Origin of the sequence: Dietzia cercidiphylli, assembly GCF_014145145.1 — a bacterium.
GTDB lineage: Bacteria > Actinomycetota > Actinomycetes > Mycobacteriales > Mycobacteriaceae > Dietzia > Dietzia natronolimnaea.
The window spans coordinates 11,176-28,180 of sequence record NZ_JAALEA010000014.1 but is presented as its reverse complement, the minus strand read 5'-3'; the positions used below and the strand labels follow the sequence as shown (position 1 = coordinate 28,180).

At 70.9% G+C, this 17,005-nt stretch carries 15 protein-coding genes; 14 read left to right on the top strand and 1 reads right to left on the bottom strand.

Features of this window, described 5'->3' with window-relative positions; translation table 11 throughout:
- Positions 1 to 24: 24 nt before the first annotated feature.
- On the bottom strand, positions 25 to 1,542 hold the full coding sequence (locus G6028_RS00785) for a flavin-containing monooxygenase (RefSeq protein ID WP_182644413.1): 1,518 nt from the start codon (positions 1,540 to 1,542) through the stop codon (positions 25 to 27).
- A gap of 70 nt (positions 1,543 to 1,612) precedes the next feature.
- On the opposite strand from G6028_RS00785, the gene G6028_RS00780 reads away from it, so the two are divergent.
- The 14 genes from G6028_RS00780 to pyrF all read left to right on the top strand — a co-directional run bounded on the left by G6028_RS00780 (position 1,613) and on the right by pyrF (position 16,821).
- Entirely contained in the window at positions 1,613 to 2,686 is a 1,074-nt protein-coding gene (locus G6028_RS00780) for an AraC family transcriptional regulator (RefSeq protein ID WP_182657716.1), read from the top strand.
- A gap of 38 nt (positions 2,687 to 2,724) precedes the next feature.
- Positions 2,725 to 3,927: a chorismate synthase gene (aroC, locus tag G6028_RS00775; protein ID WP_182657714.1), complete on the top strand. Its 1,203-nt coding sequence runs from the start codon at positions 2,725 to 2,727 to the stop codon at positions 3,925 to 3,927.
- Positions 3,924 to 4,475 (top strand): shikimate kinase, encoded by a 552-nt coding sequence (locus G6028_RS00770; protein WP_179525359.1) that lies wholly within the window; start codon positions 3,924 to 3,926, stop codon positions 4,473 to 4,475. Before aroC ends, G6028_RS00770 begins: the two co-directional genes overlap by 4 nt.
- Positions 4,476 to 4,531: 56 nt before the next feature.
- Positions 4,532 to 5,659: a 3-dehydroquinate synthase gene (gene aroB / locus G6028_RS00765; protein ID WP_182640521.1), complete on the top strand. Its 1,128-nt coding sequence runs from the start codon at positions 4,532 to 4,534 to the stop codon at positions 5,657 to 5,659.
- On the top strand, positions 5,656 to 6,756 hold the full coding sequence (locus G6028_RS00760; protein WP_182657712.1) for a M24 family metallopeptidase: 1,101 nt from the start codon (positions 5,656 to 5,658) through the stop codon (positions 6,754 to 6,756). The genes aroB and G6028_RS00760 overlap by 4 nt, the downstream gene beginning before the upstream one ends.
- Before the next feature lie 74 nt (positions 6,757 to 6,830).
- A complete protein-coding gene (efp, locus tag G6028_RS00755; protein WP_182610780.1) occupies positions 6,831 to 7,394 on the top strand; it encodes an elongation factor P in 564 nt (187 codons plus the stop codon).
- A 2-nt stretch (positions 7,395 to 7,396) separates the two neighbouring features.
- A complete protein-coding gene (gene nusB, locus G6028_RS00750) occupies positions 7,397 to 7,942 on the top strand; it encodes a transcription antitermination factor NusB (RefSeq protein WP_182617265.1) in 546 nt (181 codons plus the stop codon).
- Positions 7,943 to 8,010: 68 nt separating this feature from the next.
- A complete protein-coding gene (pyrR, locus tag G6028_RS00745) occupies positions 8,011 to 8,595 on the top strand; it encodes a bifunctional pyr operon transcriptional regulator/uracil phosphoribosyltransferase PyrR (protein ID WP_179525354.1) in 585 nt (194 codons plus the stop codon).
- Positions 8,592 to 9,533, top strand: a complete 942-nt coding sequence (locus G6028_RS00740) for an aspartate carbamoyltransferase catalytic subunit (protein WP_182617266.1) — start codon at positions 8,592 to 8,594, stop codon at positions 9,531 to 9,533. Before pyrR ends, G6028_RS00740 begins: the two co-directional genes overlap by 4 nt.
- Positions 9,530 to 10,846, top strand: a complete 1,317-nt coding sequence (locus G6028_RS00735; protein WP_182657710.1) for a dihydroorotase — start codon at positions 9,530 to 9,532, stop codon at positions 10,844 to 10,846. Before G6028_RS00740 ends, G6028_RS00735 begins: the two co-directional genes overlap by 4 nt.
- Positions 10,843 to 11,391 carry a PH-like domain-containing protein gene (locus G6028_RS00730; RefSeq protein WP_182609398.1) on the top strand — a complete coding sequence of 183 codons (549 nt, stop codon included), beginning with the start codon at positions 10,843 to 10,845 and terminating at the stop codon, positions 11,389 to 11,391. The genes G6028_RS00735 and G6028_RS00730 overlap by 4 nt, the downstream gene beginning before the upstream one ends.
- Positions 11,388 to 12,611, top strand: a complete 1,224-nt coding sequence (gene carA, locus G6028_RS00725) for a glutamine-hydrolyzing carbamoyl-phosphate synthase small subunit (RefSeq protein WP_182609397.1) — start codon at positions 11,388 to 11,390, stop codon at positions 12,609 to 12,611. The genes G6028_RS00730 and carA overlap by 4 nt, the downstream gene beginning before the upstream one ends.
- Positions 12,611 to 15,973, top strand: coding sequence for a carbamoyl-phosphate synthase large subunit (gene carB / locus G6028_RS00720; protein WP_182657707.1), 3,363 nt, complete (start codon positions 12,611 to 12,613; stop codon positions 15,971 to 15,973). Before carA ends, carB begins: the two co-directional genes overlap by 1 nt.
- Positions 15,970 to 16,821 (top strand): orotidine-5'-phosphate decarboxylase, encoded by an 852-nt coding sequence (gene pyrF / locus G6028_RS00715; RefSeq protein WP_182609395.1) that lies wholly within the window; start codon positions 15,970 to 15,972, stop codon positions 16,819 to 16,821. Before carB ends, pyrF begins: the two co-directional genes overlap by 4 nt.
- The last annotated feature ends 184 nt before the right edge of the window (positions 16,822 to 17,005 follow it).

Below are 17,005 nucleotides of genomic sequence, written 5' to 3'. Positions count from 1 at the left end.
CGCCACCGGGCGCCGGGCGGGCGATCAGACCGCCGCCGACTCCGCCGAGCGGCGCGGCGCGACGGTCTCGTAGTCGGCGGTGTCCGCGGTGCGGGTCCGGCGCTGGTACTCGTGGACCAACCCGGGCCAGTTGGTGGTGACCCTTCCGGAGTCCACCCTGTACCAGGAGTCGCACCCGCTCCAGACCGAGTCGTCGAGGCGTCGCAGGATCTCGGCGTCGTAGGCGTCGTCGACCTCACGTCGCACCTCGAGTGCCACGGGCCGCTCAGCACGGGCCAGATCCTCGACGATCTGACGGATGTACCGGGCCTGCTGTTCCATCATGAGGATGATCGAGCTGCTCCCGAGATTGGTGTTGGGGCCGTAGATCAGGAACATGTTGGGAAAACCCGGGACGGCCATCCCGAGGTACGCCCGTGCGCCCTCACGCCACTGCTCGTGCAGATCCCGGCCCCCGCGCCCCCGCACGGTGATGGGCGCGAGGAACTCGGTGGCCTTGAAGCCGGTGCCGTAGACGATGACGTCGGCGGGGTGCAGACGTCCGTCGGATGTGACGATCCCGTCTGGGACGACCTCGGCGACGCCGTCGGTCACCACGTCGACGTCCGGCTGGGCCAGCGCGCGGTACCACTCGTTGCTGAACAGCATCCGTTTGCACCCGATCGGTTCCGTGGGGGTGAGTGCGGCGCGCAACTCCGGGTCCCGGACGGTCAGCCTGAGGTTGGCCTTGGCCAGCCCGCTGAGGATCCGCGCCAGTGGACGAGCGGAGGTCAGGGCCAGGCCGATGGCCTCCGTGGTCTCCCAGATCGCCCCGCGCATCGCGGGGACGAGGCCGGGGACACGGGCGAACGCGGTGTGGTGCGCGTCGGTGTAGGCCCGGTCGGGCTTGGGCACCACCCACGGCGCCGAGCGCTGGTAGACCGTCACGTGGGACGCGGCCTCACGGATCCGGGGGACGAACTGGATCGCCGAGGCCCCGGTACCGAGCACCGCGACCCGCTTGCCGGTGAGATCCACATCGTGCCGCCACCGGGCGGAGTGGAACGACGGGCCCGCGAAGGAGTCCAGCCCGGGGATGTTCGGGTATGCCGGCCTGGACAGCTGGCCGATCGCGGGGACCAGAACGTCGGCCTCGAACGACTCGCCGGAGGCGGTGAGCACCGTCCACGTGGCGGTGTCCTCGTCGAAGGTGGCCGAGGTCACCTCGATCCCCGTGCGCACCTTGTCCCGTAGGCCGTACCGGTCCGCCGTCTCGCGGATGTAGGACAGGATGTCCGGCTGCTCGGCGTAGCGGCGGCCCCAGTCCGTCTTGCGGTGGAACGAGTACGAGTACAGGTTCGACGGCACGTCACAGGCCGCTCCCGGGTAGGTGTTGTCCCGCCACACCCCGCCCACGTCGTCGGCCTTCTCCAGGATCGTCACGTCCGCGAGGTCGTCTCGGGTGAGTTCGTAGGCGGCGCCGAGGCCACCGAATCCGGCGCCGATGATGAGTACGCGCGGGCGCCGTCGGGTGCTGTTCGCGGGTGAGGCGGAGGAAGTCATGGTGCGACCGTATGGGGTCGGCCCAGCGTGGCCACAGACTTTCCCGGACGAATAATCCATAATTCCGGCCATGACCTCCTGGGACCGCCCCGCGGTAGCGCACTGGGACTTCCCGCGTTCTGCCACCGGCATCGGTGTGCTCGTCGAGGCCGGGGGCGCACTCGGCGTGGAGGCGGGGACCATCCTGCGCGGGGTCGGTCTCAGTCCCGCCGAGCTCGCGACCCCCGATCTGCTGGTGGCCCCGGCGCAGGAGCTCGCCGCGATCCGCAACCTGTGCGCCGCCGCGGGTGACCGCCCCGCGCTCGCCGCGGAGGTCGGGGCCGCCTATCGGTTGACGACCTTCGGGATCCTCGGATACGCCCTGTTGTCCAGCCCCACCCTCCGCGACGTGATCGCCATGACACTGCGCTTCATCGACCTGAGCTACATCTTCAGCGCGTTCGGTGTGGAGGCGACCGGCGACCGGATCGTCGTCCGGCTGGGGGGAGCCGCCCTCCCGGAGGACGTCCGCGAGTTCCTCGTGGATCGGGATCTCTTCGCGATCGACTCCGTTCTCCGGGACCTCGTCCCCGGCGGCCTGCCCTTCACCGAGGTCACGTTCGCCGGCGGGCGCACCGACGAGACCCTCGCCGCCTACGGCGAGCGGCTGGGCACGGTGCCGTCATCGCCCGGTGGTGGCGACGGGGTCACGGCGGTCTTCGACGCCGTCCACCTCGACTTACCCCTCCCGCAGGGCAGTGCCGGGGCGGTGGCCATGGCCGAGGCGCTCTGCCGGGACCTCGCCGCCACCCGCCGGACCCGCGGTCCGGTGAGCAGCCGTGTCCGCGTCGAGATCACCGGGAGTCTCTCCCAGGGGGCACCCATGCCCTCCGTGGCCGCCGCACTGGGGATGAGTCCCCGGACGCTGCGGAGGCGGCTGGCGGACGAGGGCACCTCGTACCAGCGCCTGCTGGGCGACGTCCGGGTCGAGTTGGCGGAGCGGATGCTGGCCACCGGTCTGCTCTCGGTCGAGGACGTCGCGATCCGCCTGGGATACGCCGAGGCGTCGAGCTTCATCCACGCGTTCCGTCGCCTCACCGGCACCACGCCACACCAGGCCTCCGTCGCCTCCCGGACCCGGACCTCGGCGGCGCCGCGGGCCTGATGTGCCGGGTGAGACCCGGACGTGGGATGATCGGCGGCGTGCTGAAGTGGACCACCGCCGGAGAATCGCATGGCCAGGCCCTAGTGACGATCGTCGAGGGCGTCATCGCGGGGGTCGAGGTGACGAGCGAGCAGATCGCCTCGCAGCTCGCCCGCCGCCGCCTGGGCTACGGCCGCGGCGCCCGGATGAAGTTCGAGGCCGACGCGGTGAGGGTGCTCGCGGGCGTCCGGCACGGTCGCACCATGGGCTCGCCCATCGCGATCGAGGTCGGTAACACCGAGTGGCCCAAGTGGGAACAGATCATGTCGGCGGATCCCGTCGAGCCCGACGCGATCGAGGACAAGGCCCGCGCGGCCGTGCTCACCCGACCGCGCCCGGGCCACGCCGACTTCGCCGGCATGTTGAAGTACGACTTCGACGACGCCCGGATGGTCCTGGAGCGCGCGAGCGCCCGCGAGACCGCGGCCAGGGTCGCCGCCGGGACGGTCGCCCGCGCGCTGCTGCGTGAGGTCCTGGGTGTCGAGGTCCTCTCGCACGTGATCTCGATCGGCGCCTCCGAGCCCTACACCGGACCCGAGCCCACGTTCGCCGACCTGCCGGCCATCGACGACAGTCCCGTGCGCGCGTTCGACGCGGCGAGCGGGGACCTGATGATCGCCGAGATCGAGGCCGCCAAGAAGGCCGGCGACACGCTCGGAGGCGTGGTCGAGGTGGTGGTCCACGGTCTGCCCATCGGACTCGGTTCGCACGTGTCCGGCGAGGAGCGCCTCGACGCCCAACTGGCGGGGGCCCTCATGGGTATCCAGGCGATCAAGGGGGTCGAGGTCGGCGACGGTTTCGAGACCGCCCGTCGACGGGGAAGCGTGGCACACGACGAGATGGTGCGCGGAGCGGACGGAGTGGGACGCCGGAGCAACCGTGCGGGTGGACTCGAAGGGGGGATGACCAACGGTCAGCCGCTCCGGGTCCGCGCCGCCATGAAGCCCATCTCCACCGTCCCCCGCGCGCTGAGCACGGTCGACATGGCCGACGGGTCGGGCGCCACCGCGATCCACCAGCGCTCCGACGTGTGCGCGGTCCCCGCTGCCGGAGTGGTCGCGGAATCGATGGTCGCGCTGGTCCTGGCACGGTCCGTCCTGCAGAAGTTCGGCGGGGACTCGGTGTCGGAGACCCGACGCAACGCGCAGGGCTACCTCGACGCCGTGGCGGCGAGACTGGACTGGGACTCGGATCCGGCATGAGCGATCCGGCACGGCCGGTCGCCGTCCTGGTGGGTCCGCCGGGTGCCGGCAAGACGACGATCGGACGCAAGCTCGCCCGGAGGCTCGACGTGCCGTTCCGTGACGCCGATCAGATGATCGAGGAGTCCGAGGGGCGGTCGATCCCCGAGATCTTCGCGGACGACGGTGAGCCCGCGTTCCGCGCGATCGAGGAGAAGGTCGTGGGGGAGGCGCTCGCGTCCTTCGACGGTGTCCTGTCGCTGGGGGGCGGGGCGGTGCTCTCGGCCACCACCCGCGCACGGCTCCGTGGTCACCGCGTGATCCATCTGACGATCGGGGTGGCCGAGGGTGTTCGTCGGTCGCGCGGTCCGGGCCGTCCTCTCCTCGCGGGCGGGGACGCGACGGCGCGCTACCAGGCGTTGCTGACCGAGCGGTCACCGCTGTACCGCGAGGTGGCGTGGTCGACGGTGAGCACGGAACGCCGGAGTTCGGGCAAGGTGGTGACGGAGATCGTCGACAGGCTCGAGTCCGGTGACCCGCACGCCCGGGGCACAGGGGACCGATCGTGAGTCGGGCGAGAGACGGGTACGAGCGTGAGTAGTCGAGCGATGAGCGGGAGTCCATCATGAACCGAGACCGGAACGACACCGACCCCGTGGTGGTGGAGGTGCGGTCCGCCGATCCGTACCCGGTGGTGATCGGCCGTGGACTGCTGCCGGAGATCCTCGAGGCGTGTTCGACGTCGCGCAACCTGGCGATCTTCCACCAGCCTCCGTTGACCCAGACCGCCGAGGCCCTGCGCGAGCAGCTCGCCGAGGCCGGCGTCAACGCGCACCGCGTGGAGATCCCCGACGCCGAGGCCGGCAAGGATCTGGCAGTGGCGGGGTACTGCTGGGACGTCCTCGGCAAGATCGGGTTGGGCCGCAAGGACACCGTGGTGAGCCTGGGCGGCGGGGCGGCGACGGACCTCGCCGGCTTCGTGGCCGCCACCTGGATGCGCGGGGTCCGCGTGATCCACATCCCCACCACGCTGCTCGCGATGGTGGACGCCGCCGTCGGTGGTAAGACCGGGATCAACACCGACGCGGGCAAGAACCTGGTGGGCAGCTTCCACGAGCCGGCCGCCGTCTTCGTCGACACCGCGACACTCGAGTCGGTTCCGCGCAACGAGCTGATCTCCGGGATGGCGGAGGTGGTCAAGTGCGGCTTCATCGCCGACCCCGCGATCCTCGATCTCATCGAGGCCGACCCGCAGGCGGCGCTCGACCCGACCGGGGAGACGATCGTCGAGCTCATCCGCCGGAGCATCCAGGTCAAGGCCGACGTGGTGGGCCGGGACCTCAGGGAGTCCGGTCCCCGGGAGAACCTCAACTACGGACACACCCTCGGCCACGCGGTCGAGCGGCGTGAGCAGTACCGCTGGCGGCACGGGGCGGCCGTGAGCGTGGGGATGTGCTTCGTGGCCGAGCTGGCCCGCCTGGCCGGTCGTCTGGACGACGCGACGGCCGACCGTCACGCGTCGATCCTGTCCTCTCTCGGCCTACCCACCGGATACCATGACGACGCGTTCCCGCGGTTGCTCGAGCTGATGGCGGGGGACAAGAAGAACCACTCCGGCTTCCTCCGGTTGGTGGTCCTCGACGGACTGGCCCGGCCGGCGCGCATGGAGGCCCCCGACCCGTCCCTGATGACGGCGGCCTACGCCGCGATCTCCGAGGGGAACAAGCCCAGCGGCGGCGGGGTCCTGCTGTGAACGACCGCCTGGCGGCCCGTCGACGTGCGGTCGCCTCCGCGACCGCCGAGGCGGGAGCCGGTGCGCTCCTGGTCACCGACCCACGGAACATCGCCTACCTCACCGGGTTCCGCGGATCCGGTGGGGCCGTCCTCGTGGAGGACGACGGCGAGGCGGTCCTGTGCACGGACTCGCGGTACGAGCTCCAGGTGGTCGAGCAGGCCCCTGATGTCGGGCACGTGATCTCGCGGGACTACGTCGCCGGGGTGCTCGGACGTCGCCGGGGTCCCGCGGACGCCCCGCTCGCGGTGGAGGCGGACGACCTGACCCTGTCCGCGGCGTCCGCCCTGCGCGGTGTTCTCGAGCAGGTCGGGGCCGCCGGGACACAGGTCGTCGAGACCAGCGGGCTCGTGGAGCAGGTCAGGCGGGCGAAGGACCCGGTCGAGATCGGACTCATCGAGCGTGCCTGCCGGGTCGTGGACGAGTCATGGAACCATCTGCTGGCCCACGGCCTGCTCGCCGAGAACCGCAGCGAGCGGGAGGTCGCCGCGGATCTCGAACACGCGATGCGACGGGCCGGCTCCGACGGGGTGGCGTTCGACACCATCGTCGCCTCGGGCCCCAACGGTGCGCACCCGCACCATGTCCCGGGGGACAGGCTTCTCGCCGCCGGTGATCTCGTCGTGGTGGACTTCGGAGCGACGGTATCGGGATACGCCTCCGACTGCACCCGCACCGTCGCCCTGGGCGGCGCTGCCGACCGACTCCTCGACGCCTACGAGGTCGTCAGACGCGCCCAGCTCGCCGGGGTGGCGGCGGTCCGGGCGGGACTGGCCTGCTCGGAGCTCGACGCGGTGAGTCGGGGCATCATCGCCGACGCCGGGTTCGACGGGTACTTCGGCCACTCGCTGGGACACGGGGTGGGGTTGGACGTCCATGAAGCGCCCGCGGTGTCGAGCAGGTCCGCGAGTACACTGTCCGACGGCGATGTGATCACCATCGAGCCGGGGATCTACCTCCCCGGCCTCGGAGGGATCCGAATCGAGGACACCGTGGCCGTCACCGGCGGGGGCGGTAGGTCCCTGACCACCACGTCGACGGCGCTCAGCGTGCTCTGAGCAGCCGTCCCACAGACAATGCGCGCGGCGCCGGTCCCCGGCCGCCCGCCGACGACTCGCGAAGGAGAACGATCATGGCGTCCACCGCCGACTTCAAGAACGGCCTCGTCCTCAAGGAGGAGGGCAACCTGTGGCAGATCCAGGAGTTCCAGCACGTCAAGCCGGGTAAGGGTCCCGCCTTCGTCCGCACCAAGATCAAGAACGTGGTCTCCGGCAAGATCGTCGACAAGACCTACAACGCCGGGGTCAAGGTGGAGACCGCCACGGTGGACCGCCGCGACATGACCTTCCTCTACCGCGACGGTGAGGACTACGTCCTCATGGACGAGAAGGACTTCGAGCAGATCAACGTCTCGCCCACCGTGATGGGGGACGGTGCCCGGTTCCTCCTCGAGAACACCAGCGTCCAGGTGTCGATGCACGAGGGCGTGGCGCTCTTCGCCGAGATGCCCGTCGCCGTCGACCTGGTGGTCCAGCACACCGACCCGGGCCTGCAGGGGGACCGGTCGACCGGCGGCACCAAGCCCGCCACCCTCGAGACCGGCGCCGAGGTCCACGTGCCGCTGTTCATCAACACGGGCGACAAGCTGCGGATCGACACCCGCGACGGCCGCTACCTCAGCCGGGTGAACGCCTGACCATGGCGGATGACGCAGAACACCGGCGCCGCGGATCGAGGTTCCGGGCCCGCAAGCGCGCGGTGGCCCTGCTGTTCGAGGCGGAGCTCCGGGACGCCGACGTGGTGGCGCTCGCCGAGGAACGCCGCCGGATGGGCGAGGAGTCGCAGGAGTTCCACGACGTCGCCTCGTACACCGTGGACATCGTCACGGGCGTGGCGGAGCGGTTGGACCGTCTCGACACCATGATCGCCGAGCACCTGCGGGAATGGACGCTCGAGCGCCTCCCGGCAGTGGACCGTGCGGTGCTGCGCGCCGGGGCGTGGGAGCTGTTGTTCGGCACCGAGGACGTGGACTCGGCCATCGTGATCGACCAGTCGGTGCTGCTGGTCGCCGACCTGTCCGCCGAGAAGTCGGTGCCCTACGTCAACGCCGTCCTCGACCGCATCGCCGGGCTCGCCGAGCACATCCGGGCGGCCGAGCGCGCGGTGTCCTCGCTGGACCCGGCGCCGGCCGTAGACGTGTCGGAGGCCACCCCCGACCCGTCGGAGACCGGAACCGAGGACTGATAGAGTTCGGTCCGAAAGCTATCCCTTTAACGAGCCGTCCAGCGAGGCGGACAAGGAGGTGGTGATCGGTGAGCGCTGACGGTCCGGAGACGACCTCGGTTTCACTCTTCACGTCTGATGACGTCGCCAGGACGATATCCCGCCTGGCACACCAGATCATCGAACGCACGGCCGCGGACGCACCGGATTCGGGTCCGGTCGTCCTGCTCGGCATCCCCACCCGTGGTGTCCCGCTCGCGCACCGTCTGGCCGAGCGCATCAGGGAGTTCAGCGGAGCCGCCGTACACGCCGGTTCACTCGATGTGACCCTGTACCGCGACGACCTCGCCGGTGGCCCCCACCGCCCGATGAGCCCGACCACGGTCCCGGCCGAGGGCATCGACGGAGCGACCGTCATCCTGGTCGACGACGTCCTCTTCTCCGGGCGGACCATCCGGGCGGCATTCGACGCGCTGCGGGACCTCGGCAGGCCCGCCCGCGTCCAGCTCGCCGTCCTGGTCGACCGCGGGCACCGCGAACTCCCGATCCGCGCGGACTACGTCGGGAAGAACGTCCCCACCTCGCGCGAGGAGGGCGTCTCGGTGCGGCTCACGGAGACGGACGACGTCGACGCCGTGGTCCTCAGACGGCCGACACCGGAGGACGCCAGGTGAAGCATCTGCTCTCCGCCGCCGATCTGGACCGCGACGCGGCGCTGTCGATCCTGGACGAGGCCGGCCGTCTCAAGGAGACGCTCCTCGGGCGCGAGGTCCGCAAGCTGCCCACCCTCCGGGGCAAGACCGTCCTGACGGTGTTCTACGAGAACTCCACGCGCACGAGGGTCTCCTTCGAGACCGCCGGCAAGTGGATGAGTGCCGACGTCATCAACGTCTCCGCGAGCGCCTCCTCGGTGCAGAAGGGGGAGTCGCTGCGGGACACGGCCATGACACTGACCGCGGTCGGTGCGGACGCGCTCATCGTGCGTCATCCGGCTTCGGGGTCCGCCCTCCAGATCGCCGGCTGGGTCGCCCCCGGCGGCGTCGGGCCCTCGGTCATCAACGCCGGTGACGGCATGCACGAGCACCCGACCCAGGCGTTGCTGGACGCGATGACCATCCGCGAACGACTGGGGGAGATCGAGGGCCGCCGGGTGGTGATCGTCGGCGACATCCTGCACTCGCGGGTGGCCCGGTCGAACGCGCTGCTGCTGTCGACCCTCGGTGCCGAGGTCGTGTTGGTCGCGCCACCCACCCTGCTGCCGGTGGGGGTCGGGGACTGGCCGGTCCGGGCCTCGACCGACCTCGACGCCGAGCTGCCCGGCGCGGACGCGGTGATGATGCTGCGTGTCCAGGCCGAGCGGATGAACGGCGGGTTCTTCCCGTCCGCCCGCGAGTACGCGGTGCGGTACGGCCTGGGGCCCGCCCGTGCGTCCCGGTTGCCCGAGAACGCGGTCGTCCTGCACCCCGGACCGATGGTCCGGGGGATGGAGATCGGGTTCGACACCGCCGACGCCCCGTCGTCAGCGATTCTCCAGCAGGTCACCAACGGCGTCCACGTACGCATGTCGGTCCTGCTCCACACCCTTGTCGGAACGGAAGGAAACCCCGAGTGAGCGCCCTCGAACCCCCGACCCTGCTGCTGCGCCGGGTCCGGCCCTACGGGGAGGGCGACCCCGTCGACGTGCTCGTCAGGGACGGGCTCGTCGCCGCGATCGGACCGGACGCCGGTGAGGATCTCCCTGACGACGTCGAGACCCACGACATGGCCGGCGCCGTCCTGCTCCCCGGGTTCGTCGACCTCCACACCCACCTGCGCGAGCCCGGACGGGAGGACACCGAGACGGTGGCCACCGGGTCGGCGGCGGCGGCGCGGGGCGGGTACACCGCGGTGTTCGCCATGGCCAACACCCAGCCTCCGCAGGACAACCAGACCGTCACCGACTCCGTGTGGCGGATCGGCCGGTCCGTGGGCCTGTGCGACATCCACCCGGTGGGAGCGGTCACCGTCGGACTCAAGGGGGAACAGCTCACCGAGATGGGTCAGATGGCCTCCGGCGAGGCCCGGGTCAGGGTCTTCTCCGACGACGGCATGTGCGTCTACGACCCGTTGGTGATGCGCCGCGCCCTCGAGTACTCGGCGGGACTCGGTGTGCTGATCGCACAGCACGCGGAGGAGCCACGCCTGACCAAGGGTGCGGTGGCGCACGAGGGGCCCACGGCCGCCCGCCTCGGACTCACCGGCTGGCCGCGCTCGGCGGAGGAGTCCATCGTGGCGCGCGACGCGATCCTGGCCCGGGACGCCGGCGCGCGGGTCCACATCTGCCACGCCTCCACCACGGGCACGGTCGAGCTGCTGAAGTGGGCGAAGGCGCAGGGGATCTCGATCACCGCGGAGGTCACCCCCCACCACCTGCTCCTCGACGACACGAGGCTCGAGACGTACGACGGGGTCTACCGGGTCAACCCGCCACTGCGCGAAGCCCACGACACCCTCGCCCTGCGTGACGCGCTCGTCTCGGGGGTGATCGACTGCGTCGCCACCGACCACGCCCCCCACGCCGCCCAGGAGAAGTGCTGCGAGTTCGCGGCCGCCCGCCCGGGCATGCTCGGGTTGGAGACGGCGTTGCCCATCGTGGCGGCCCTCCTGGTCGAGTCGGGGGAGATGAGCTGGCGCGATCTGGCCCGCGTCATGAGCACGCGGCCCGCCGAGATCGCCGGTCTCACCGACCAGGGGCGCCCGATCGAGGTCGGGGAGCCCGCCAACCTCGCCGTCGTCGATCCCGACTCCCCGTGGACCGTCGTCGGGGAGGAACTCGCAAGTCTGTCCGCCAACACCCCCTACCAGGGGATGACGTTCGCCGCCCGGGTCGTGGGCACCGTATACCGGGGCCGCATGACCAGCCGCGACGGAGAGGTACTCGCATGACACAGGACGTCTGGACCCTGGTGGGCGTGATCGTCGTCTTCCTCGGCCTGCTCGGGTTGATGGCATGGGGCTGGCGAAATCGCAGCCGCTCCCAGGCCGGCCTCTTCGACACGCTGCCGGAGGTTCCCGCCGAGACCGGTGACGTGGTGCTGGGACCGCTGACCGGCGTGTACATCGGCAGCACCGTGGCGGGTGACTGGCAGGCGAGGATCGCCCGGGCACCGCTCGGCCACCGCTCGGCCGCCACCCTCACCGCGTTCACCGGTGGACTCCGGCTCGACCTCGCCGACGCCACGGTGTGGATCCCCCGCGCCGACCTGGTGGACGTGCGACGCGCCTCCGCCCTCGCCAACAAGACCGTGCCCGGCGGCGGGATCCTCGTCGCCCGATGGCAGGTCGACGGCCACGACGGCCCCACCCTGATCGACTCCGGCTTCCGGGCCGACGACAAGGACTCGTACCCCCGCTGGGAGGCCCTGCGCGGCGACGCCGCACCGCCCACCCGGCCGGACACCCCCCGCTCCACCACCGAGGAGAACAAGTGACACCGCACAACGGAACCACCGTCGCACCGGGGGGCCGCGCGCCCGCCGCCCTCGTCCTCGAGGACGGCCGCATCCACCGCGGCACGGCGTTCGGGGCGACCGGGACCACCCTCGGGGAGGCCGTCTTCACCACGGGGATGTCGGGGTACCAGGAGACCCTCACCGACCCGTCCTACCACCGGCAGATCGTCGTCAGCACCGCTCCGCAGATCGGCAACACCGGGTGGAACGACGAGGACGGTGAGTCGCTGCTCGACGGCCGGAACGGCGGCGGTCGGATCTGGGTGTCAGGTCTGGTGATCCGGGACCTGTCACGCCGCGCCTCCAACCACCGGTCCGAGCGCACGCTCGAGGACGAGATGCTCGCCCAGGGCATCGTGGGGATCGCCGGGGTGGACACCCGGGCGGTCGTCCGCCACATCCGGGATCTCGGGGCGATGAAGGCCGGCATCTTCTCGGGTGAGGACCTGGTGGACGACGAGTCGATGCTCGCGACCGTCCGGGCCCAGGAACCCATGGCCGGCGCGTCACTGGCCGAGGCCGTCTCGACCGACACCGCCTACGTCGTGGAGCCCGAGGGGCGGGCACGCCATTCCGTGGCGGCGCTCGACCTGGGCATCAAGACCAACACCCCCCGCATGCTCACCGCACGCGGCGTGCGGGTCCACGTGCTCCCGTCGGACGCGACCCTGCAGGACGTGCTCGACCTCGACGTGGACGGGGTGTTCCTGTCCAACGGCCCCGGGGACCCGGCCACCGCCGACGCCGCCGTGCACCTGACCAAAGAGGTCCTGAGCCAGGGGATCCCGTTCTTCGGGATCTGCTTCGGCAACCAGATCCTGGGCAGGGCGCTCGGGCTCGAGACCTACAAGATGAGGTTCGGCCACCGCGGGATCAACATCCCGGTGGTGGAGAAGGCGACCGGGAGGGTCGCCATCACCTCCCAGAACCACGGGTTCGCGCTCCGCGCCCCGGATACCGAGACCTGGGAGACACCCTGGGGCACCGCCACCGTCACGCACGTGTGCGCGAACGACGCGACCGTCGAGGGGGTCGCCCTCACCGACGGCTCCGCCTTCTCCGTCCAGTACCACCCCGAGGCCGCGGCGGGTCCCCGTGACGCCGCCGACCTCTTCGACCGCTTCGTCAGCCTGCTCGACTCAGCAACCGGTGACACCGCCGCCCACGGTTCCGCAGACTCCAGAAAGGGCTCGAACTGATGCCCCGCCGCACAGACATCAACCACGTCCTCGTGATCGGTTCCGGACCGATCGTCATCGGCCAGGCCTGCGAGTTCGACTACTCCGGCACCCAGGCCTGCCGGGTACTCCGCGCCGAGGGGCTGCGCGTCACGTTGGTCAACTCCAACCCGGCCACGATCATGACCGACCCCGAGTTCGCCGACAGCACCTACATCGAGCCGATCACGCCCGAGTACATCGACAAGATCTTCGTCAAGGAGGCGGCCGACGGACACCCCGTCGACGCCGTCCTCGCCACGCTGGGCGGCCAGACCGCGCTCAACGCCGCCATCCAACTCGACGCGCAGGGGATCCTGACAAAGCACGGCGTGGAGCTGATAGGCGCCGACATCCCCGCGATCAACCGCGGTGAGGACCGTCAGACCTTCAAGGACATCGTCGCGAGTGTGGGAGGCGACTCGGCACGCAGCGCCGTCTGCCACACCATGGACGAGGTCCACGCGACCGTCTCCGAACTGGGTCTGCCCGTCGTGGTCCGGCCGTCGTTCACCATGGGCGGGCTCGGCTCCGGCCTGGCCTACACCACCGAGGACCTCGAGCGGATCGCCGGCGGCGGGCTGTCCGCCTCGCCCACCGCGAACGTCCTCATCGAGGAATCGATCCTCGGGTGGAAGGAGTATGAGCTGGAGCTCATGCGCGACAACAAGGACAACGTCGTGGTGGTGTGCTCGATCGAGAACGTCGACGCACTGGGCGTCCACACCGGCGACTCGGTCACCGTCGCCCCGTCGATGACGCTGACGGACCGCGAGTACCAGGACATGCGCGACCTCGGCATCGCGATCATCCGCGAAGTCGGCGTGGACACGGGCGGTTGCAACATCCAGTTCGCCATCAACCCCGTCGACGGTCGCCTCGTGGTGATCGAGATGAACCCACGCGTCTCACGGTCCTCGGCGCTGGCGTCCAAGGCCACCGGGTTCCCCATCGCCAAGATCGCCGCCCGGCTCGCCATCGGCTACTCGCTCGACGAGATCACCAACGACATCACCGGCGAGACCCCGGCGTGCTTCGAACCGACCCTGGACTACGTGGTGGTCAAGGCCCCCCGCTTCGCGTTCGAGAAGTTCCCGGGTGCCGACGACACGCTCACCACCACCATGAAGTCGGTGGGCGAGGCGATGAGCCTGGGCCGCAACTATCGCGAGGCGCTGGGCAAGGTGATGCGCTCGCTGGAGACCAAGGCGGCCGGCTTCTGGACCCTGCCCGACGAGACGATCGCGCCCGGACGGTCGACCGACGTCGACGCCGTCCTCGCGGACCTCGTGCGCCCGACCGAGGGCCGGATGTACGACGTCGAGCTGGCGCTCCGCCTCGGCGCGACCGTCGAACAGGTCCACGAGGCCTCGGGGATCGACCCGTGGTTCCTCGAGGAGGTCGCCGCGCTGGTCGAGCTCCGTCAGGAGATCGTCGACGCACCGGTGGTCGACGAGGCGCTGCTGCGCCGCGCGAAGCACAACGGCCTGTCCGACGCCCAGATCGCGGCTCTGCGGCCCGAGTTCGCGGGCGCCGAGGGCGTCCGGCGTCTGCGTCACCGGCTCGGCGTGCGGCCCGTCTACAAGACCGTCGACACCTGCGCCGCGGAGTTCGAGGCCAAGACCCCGTACCACTACTCGACCTACGAACTCGACCCCGCGGCCGAGTCCGAGGTCGCCGCCCAGACGGAGCGCGAGAAGGTCATCATCCTGGGCTCCGGACCCAACCGGATCGGTCAGGGCATCGAGTTCGACTACTCGTGCGTCCACGCCGCGCTCACGTTGTCCGAGGCCGGGTACGAGACCGTCATGGTCAACTGCAACCCGGAGACCGTCTCGACCGACTACGACACGGCGGACCGTCTGTACTTCGAGCCGCTGACGTTCGAGGACGTCATGGAGGTCTACCACGCCGAGTCCGAGTCGGGAACCGTCGCGGGAGTCCTGGTCCAGCTCGGCGGCCAGACCCCGCTCGGCCTGGCTGCACAGTTGGAGGAGGCCGGCGTCCCGATCGTGGGCACCAGCCCCTCGGCCATCGACCTCGCGGAGGACCGGCGTGAGTTCGGCGAGGTCCTGGTGAGGGCCGGTCTGCCCGCACCCGCGTTCGGGACGGCCATCAACGCCACGGAGGCGACGGAGATCGCGGCGCGTATCGGCTACCCGGTGCTCGTCCGCCCCTCGTACGTGCTGGGCGGGCGGGGGATGGAGATCGTGTACGACGAGACGTCGCTGCGGTCGTACATCGAGCGCGCGACCGAGATCAGCCCGGACCGTCCGGTCCTGGTCGACCGATTCCTCGACGACGCGGTCGAGATCGACGTCGACGTGTTGTGCGACGGCACCGAGGTTTACCTGGGTGGCGTCATGGAGCACATCGAGGAGGCCGGCATCCACTCCGGTGACTCCGCGTGCGCCCTCCCGCCCATCACCCTGGGGCAGGACGACATCGACCGCGTCCGCCGCTCCAGTGAGGCACTGGCGTTCGGCATCGGCGTCAAGGGACTGATGAACGTCCAGTACGCGATCAAGGACGACGTCCTGTACGTGCTCGAGGCGAACCCCCGCGCCAGCCGCACCGTGCCGTTCGTCTCCAAGGCGACCGGCGTGCACCTCGCCAAGGCGTGTGCCCGCATCATGATGGGTGAGACGATCGCCGAGCTCAAGGCCGAGGGGCTCCTCCCATCCGACCGGGACGGCGGTTCGCTCCCGGCGGACGCGCCGGTCGCCGTCAAGGAGGCGGTCCTCCCGTTCAACCGTTTCCGCACCCCCGAGGGCAACCCCGTCGACTCGCTGCTCAGCCCGGAGATGAAGTCGACCGGTGAGGTCATGGGCATCGGCCCCAACTTCGCCGTCGCCTTCGCCAAGGGCCAACTCGCGGCCGAGGGCGTCCTCCCGACGTCCGGGACCGTGTTCGTCTCGGTCGCGAACCGGGACAAGCGGTCCATGGTGTTCCCGGCACAGCGCCTCGCCGCGCTCGGGTTCACGGTCCTGGCCACCGAGGGCACCGCGCTCATGCTCCGGCGCTACGGGATCGCGTGCGAGACCGTGGCGAAGCTGACCGAGGCCGGGGGAGGGCCGGTCGACGAGCAGGGCGACCCGGTCCGGACGATCGTCGACCGGATCAACGCCGACGAGGTCGACCTGATCCTCAACATCGCCTCGTCCACCGGGGGGACCCGCGCCGACGGGCACGAGATCCGCTCGGCCGCGATCACCCGGAGGGTCCCGTGTATCACCACCGTCCAGGGCGCGACGGCGGCGGTGCACGGCATCGAGGCCATCCGGCGCGGTGACGTCACGGTGAGCCCCCTCCAGGAGTTGCACAGCGGGTTCGCCGCCCGATGACCGGGGGCGCACCCCGAGACCCGTTCGGTGCGCGGCTGCGGTCCGCCGTCTCCGCACGCGGGAACCTCTGCGTGGGGATCGATCCCCACCCGGCGCTCCTCGAGTCCTGGGGGCTGGGAGTGGACGCCGCCGGGGTCCGCGAGTTCTCCCGCCGGTCCCTGGAGGCGTTCGGGGATCTCGTGCCGGCGGTCAAGCCCCAGGTGGCGTTCTTCGAGGAGCACGGTTCCGCGGGCTTCGCGGTCCTCGAGGAGGTCCTGACGTCGATCGCCGAGTCGGGAGCGCTGTCGATCGCCGACGCCAAGCGCGGGGACATCGGATCCACCATGGCCGGGTACGCCCGGGCCTGGTTGGCCGCGGACTCACCACTGGCCTGCGACGCCCTGACCGTGTCCCCGTACCTGGGGGTGGGCTCGCTCGAGGCCGCCTTCGACACCGCATCGGCGAACAACCGCGGGCTGTTCGTGTTGGCCCGCACCTCCAACCCTGAGGCGGGGGGCCTGCAGGCGGCCACGGGACCCTCCGGAACGGTCGCGCAGTCGGTCGTGGACGAGGTGGGCCACCGGAACGCCGCATCGGGGCCCGGCACGCCGGGCCCGTTCGGTGTCGTCGTGGGCGCGACGGTCGCCGACCCGCCCCGACTGGACGGTCTCCGCGGCCCGGTCCTCATGCCGGGAGTGGGGGAGCAGGGGGGGACGCTCGCGGACGTCCGGAGGATCGCCGGGCCCGCGTTGGCCCACACCCTCGTCAACGTCTCCCGGCACGTCCTGCGGTCGGGCCCGGACGTCGGGGCGATGCGTGCGGTGGTCCGCGATCTGGCCCGTACCTACCGTTTCGTCGGGTCCGCCTGAGGGGTCCGGCACCCCGGCGGAGTGCTGGCGTCACACGGGACGGCTGGCGTCACAGGGGCCACGTCGCCGGGAGCAGACGCCGTGACCCGGTCGCCCCATTTAGGGCGGTTCGGTTCGCGGGAGCACGCGACCGGCGTTAGTCTTCTCCTCACCTCACACGTCAATCCGCAGTTCAGGCGGGGTG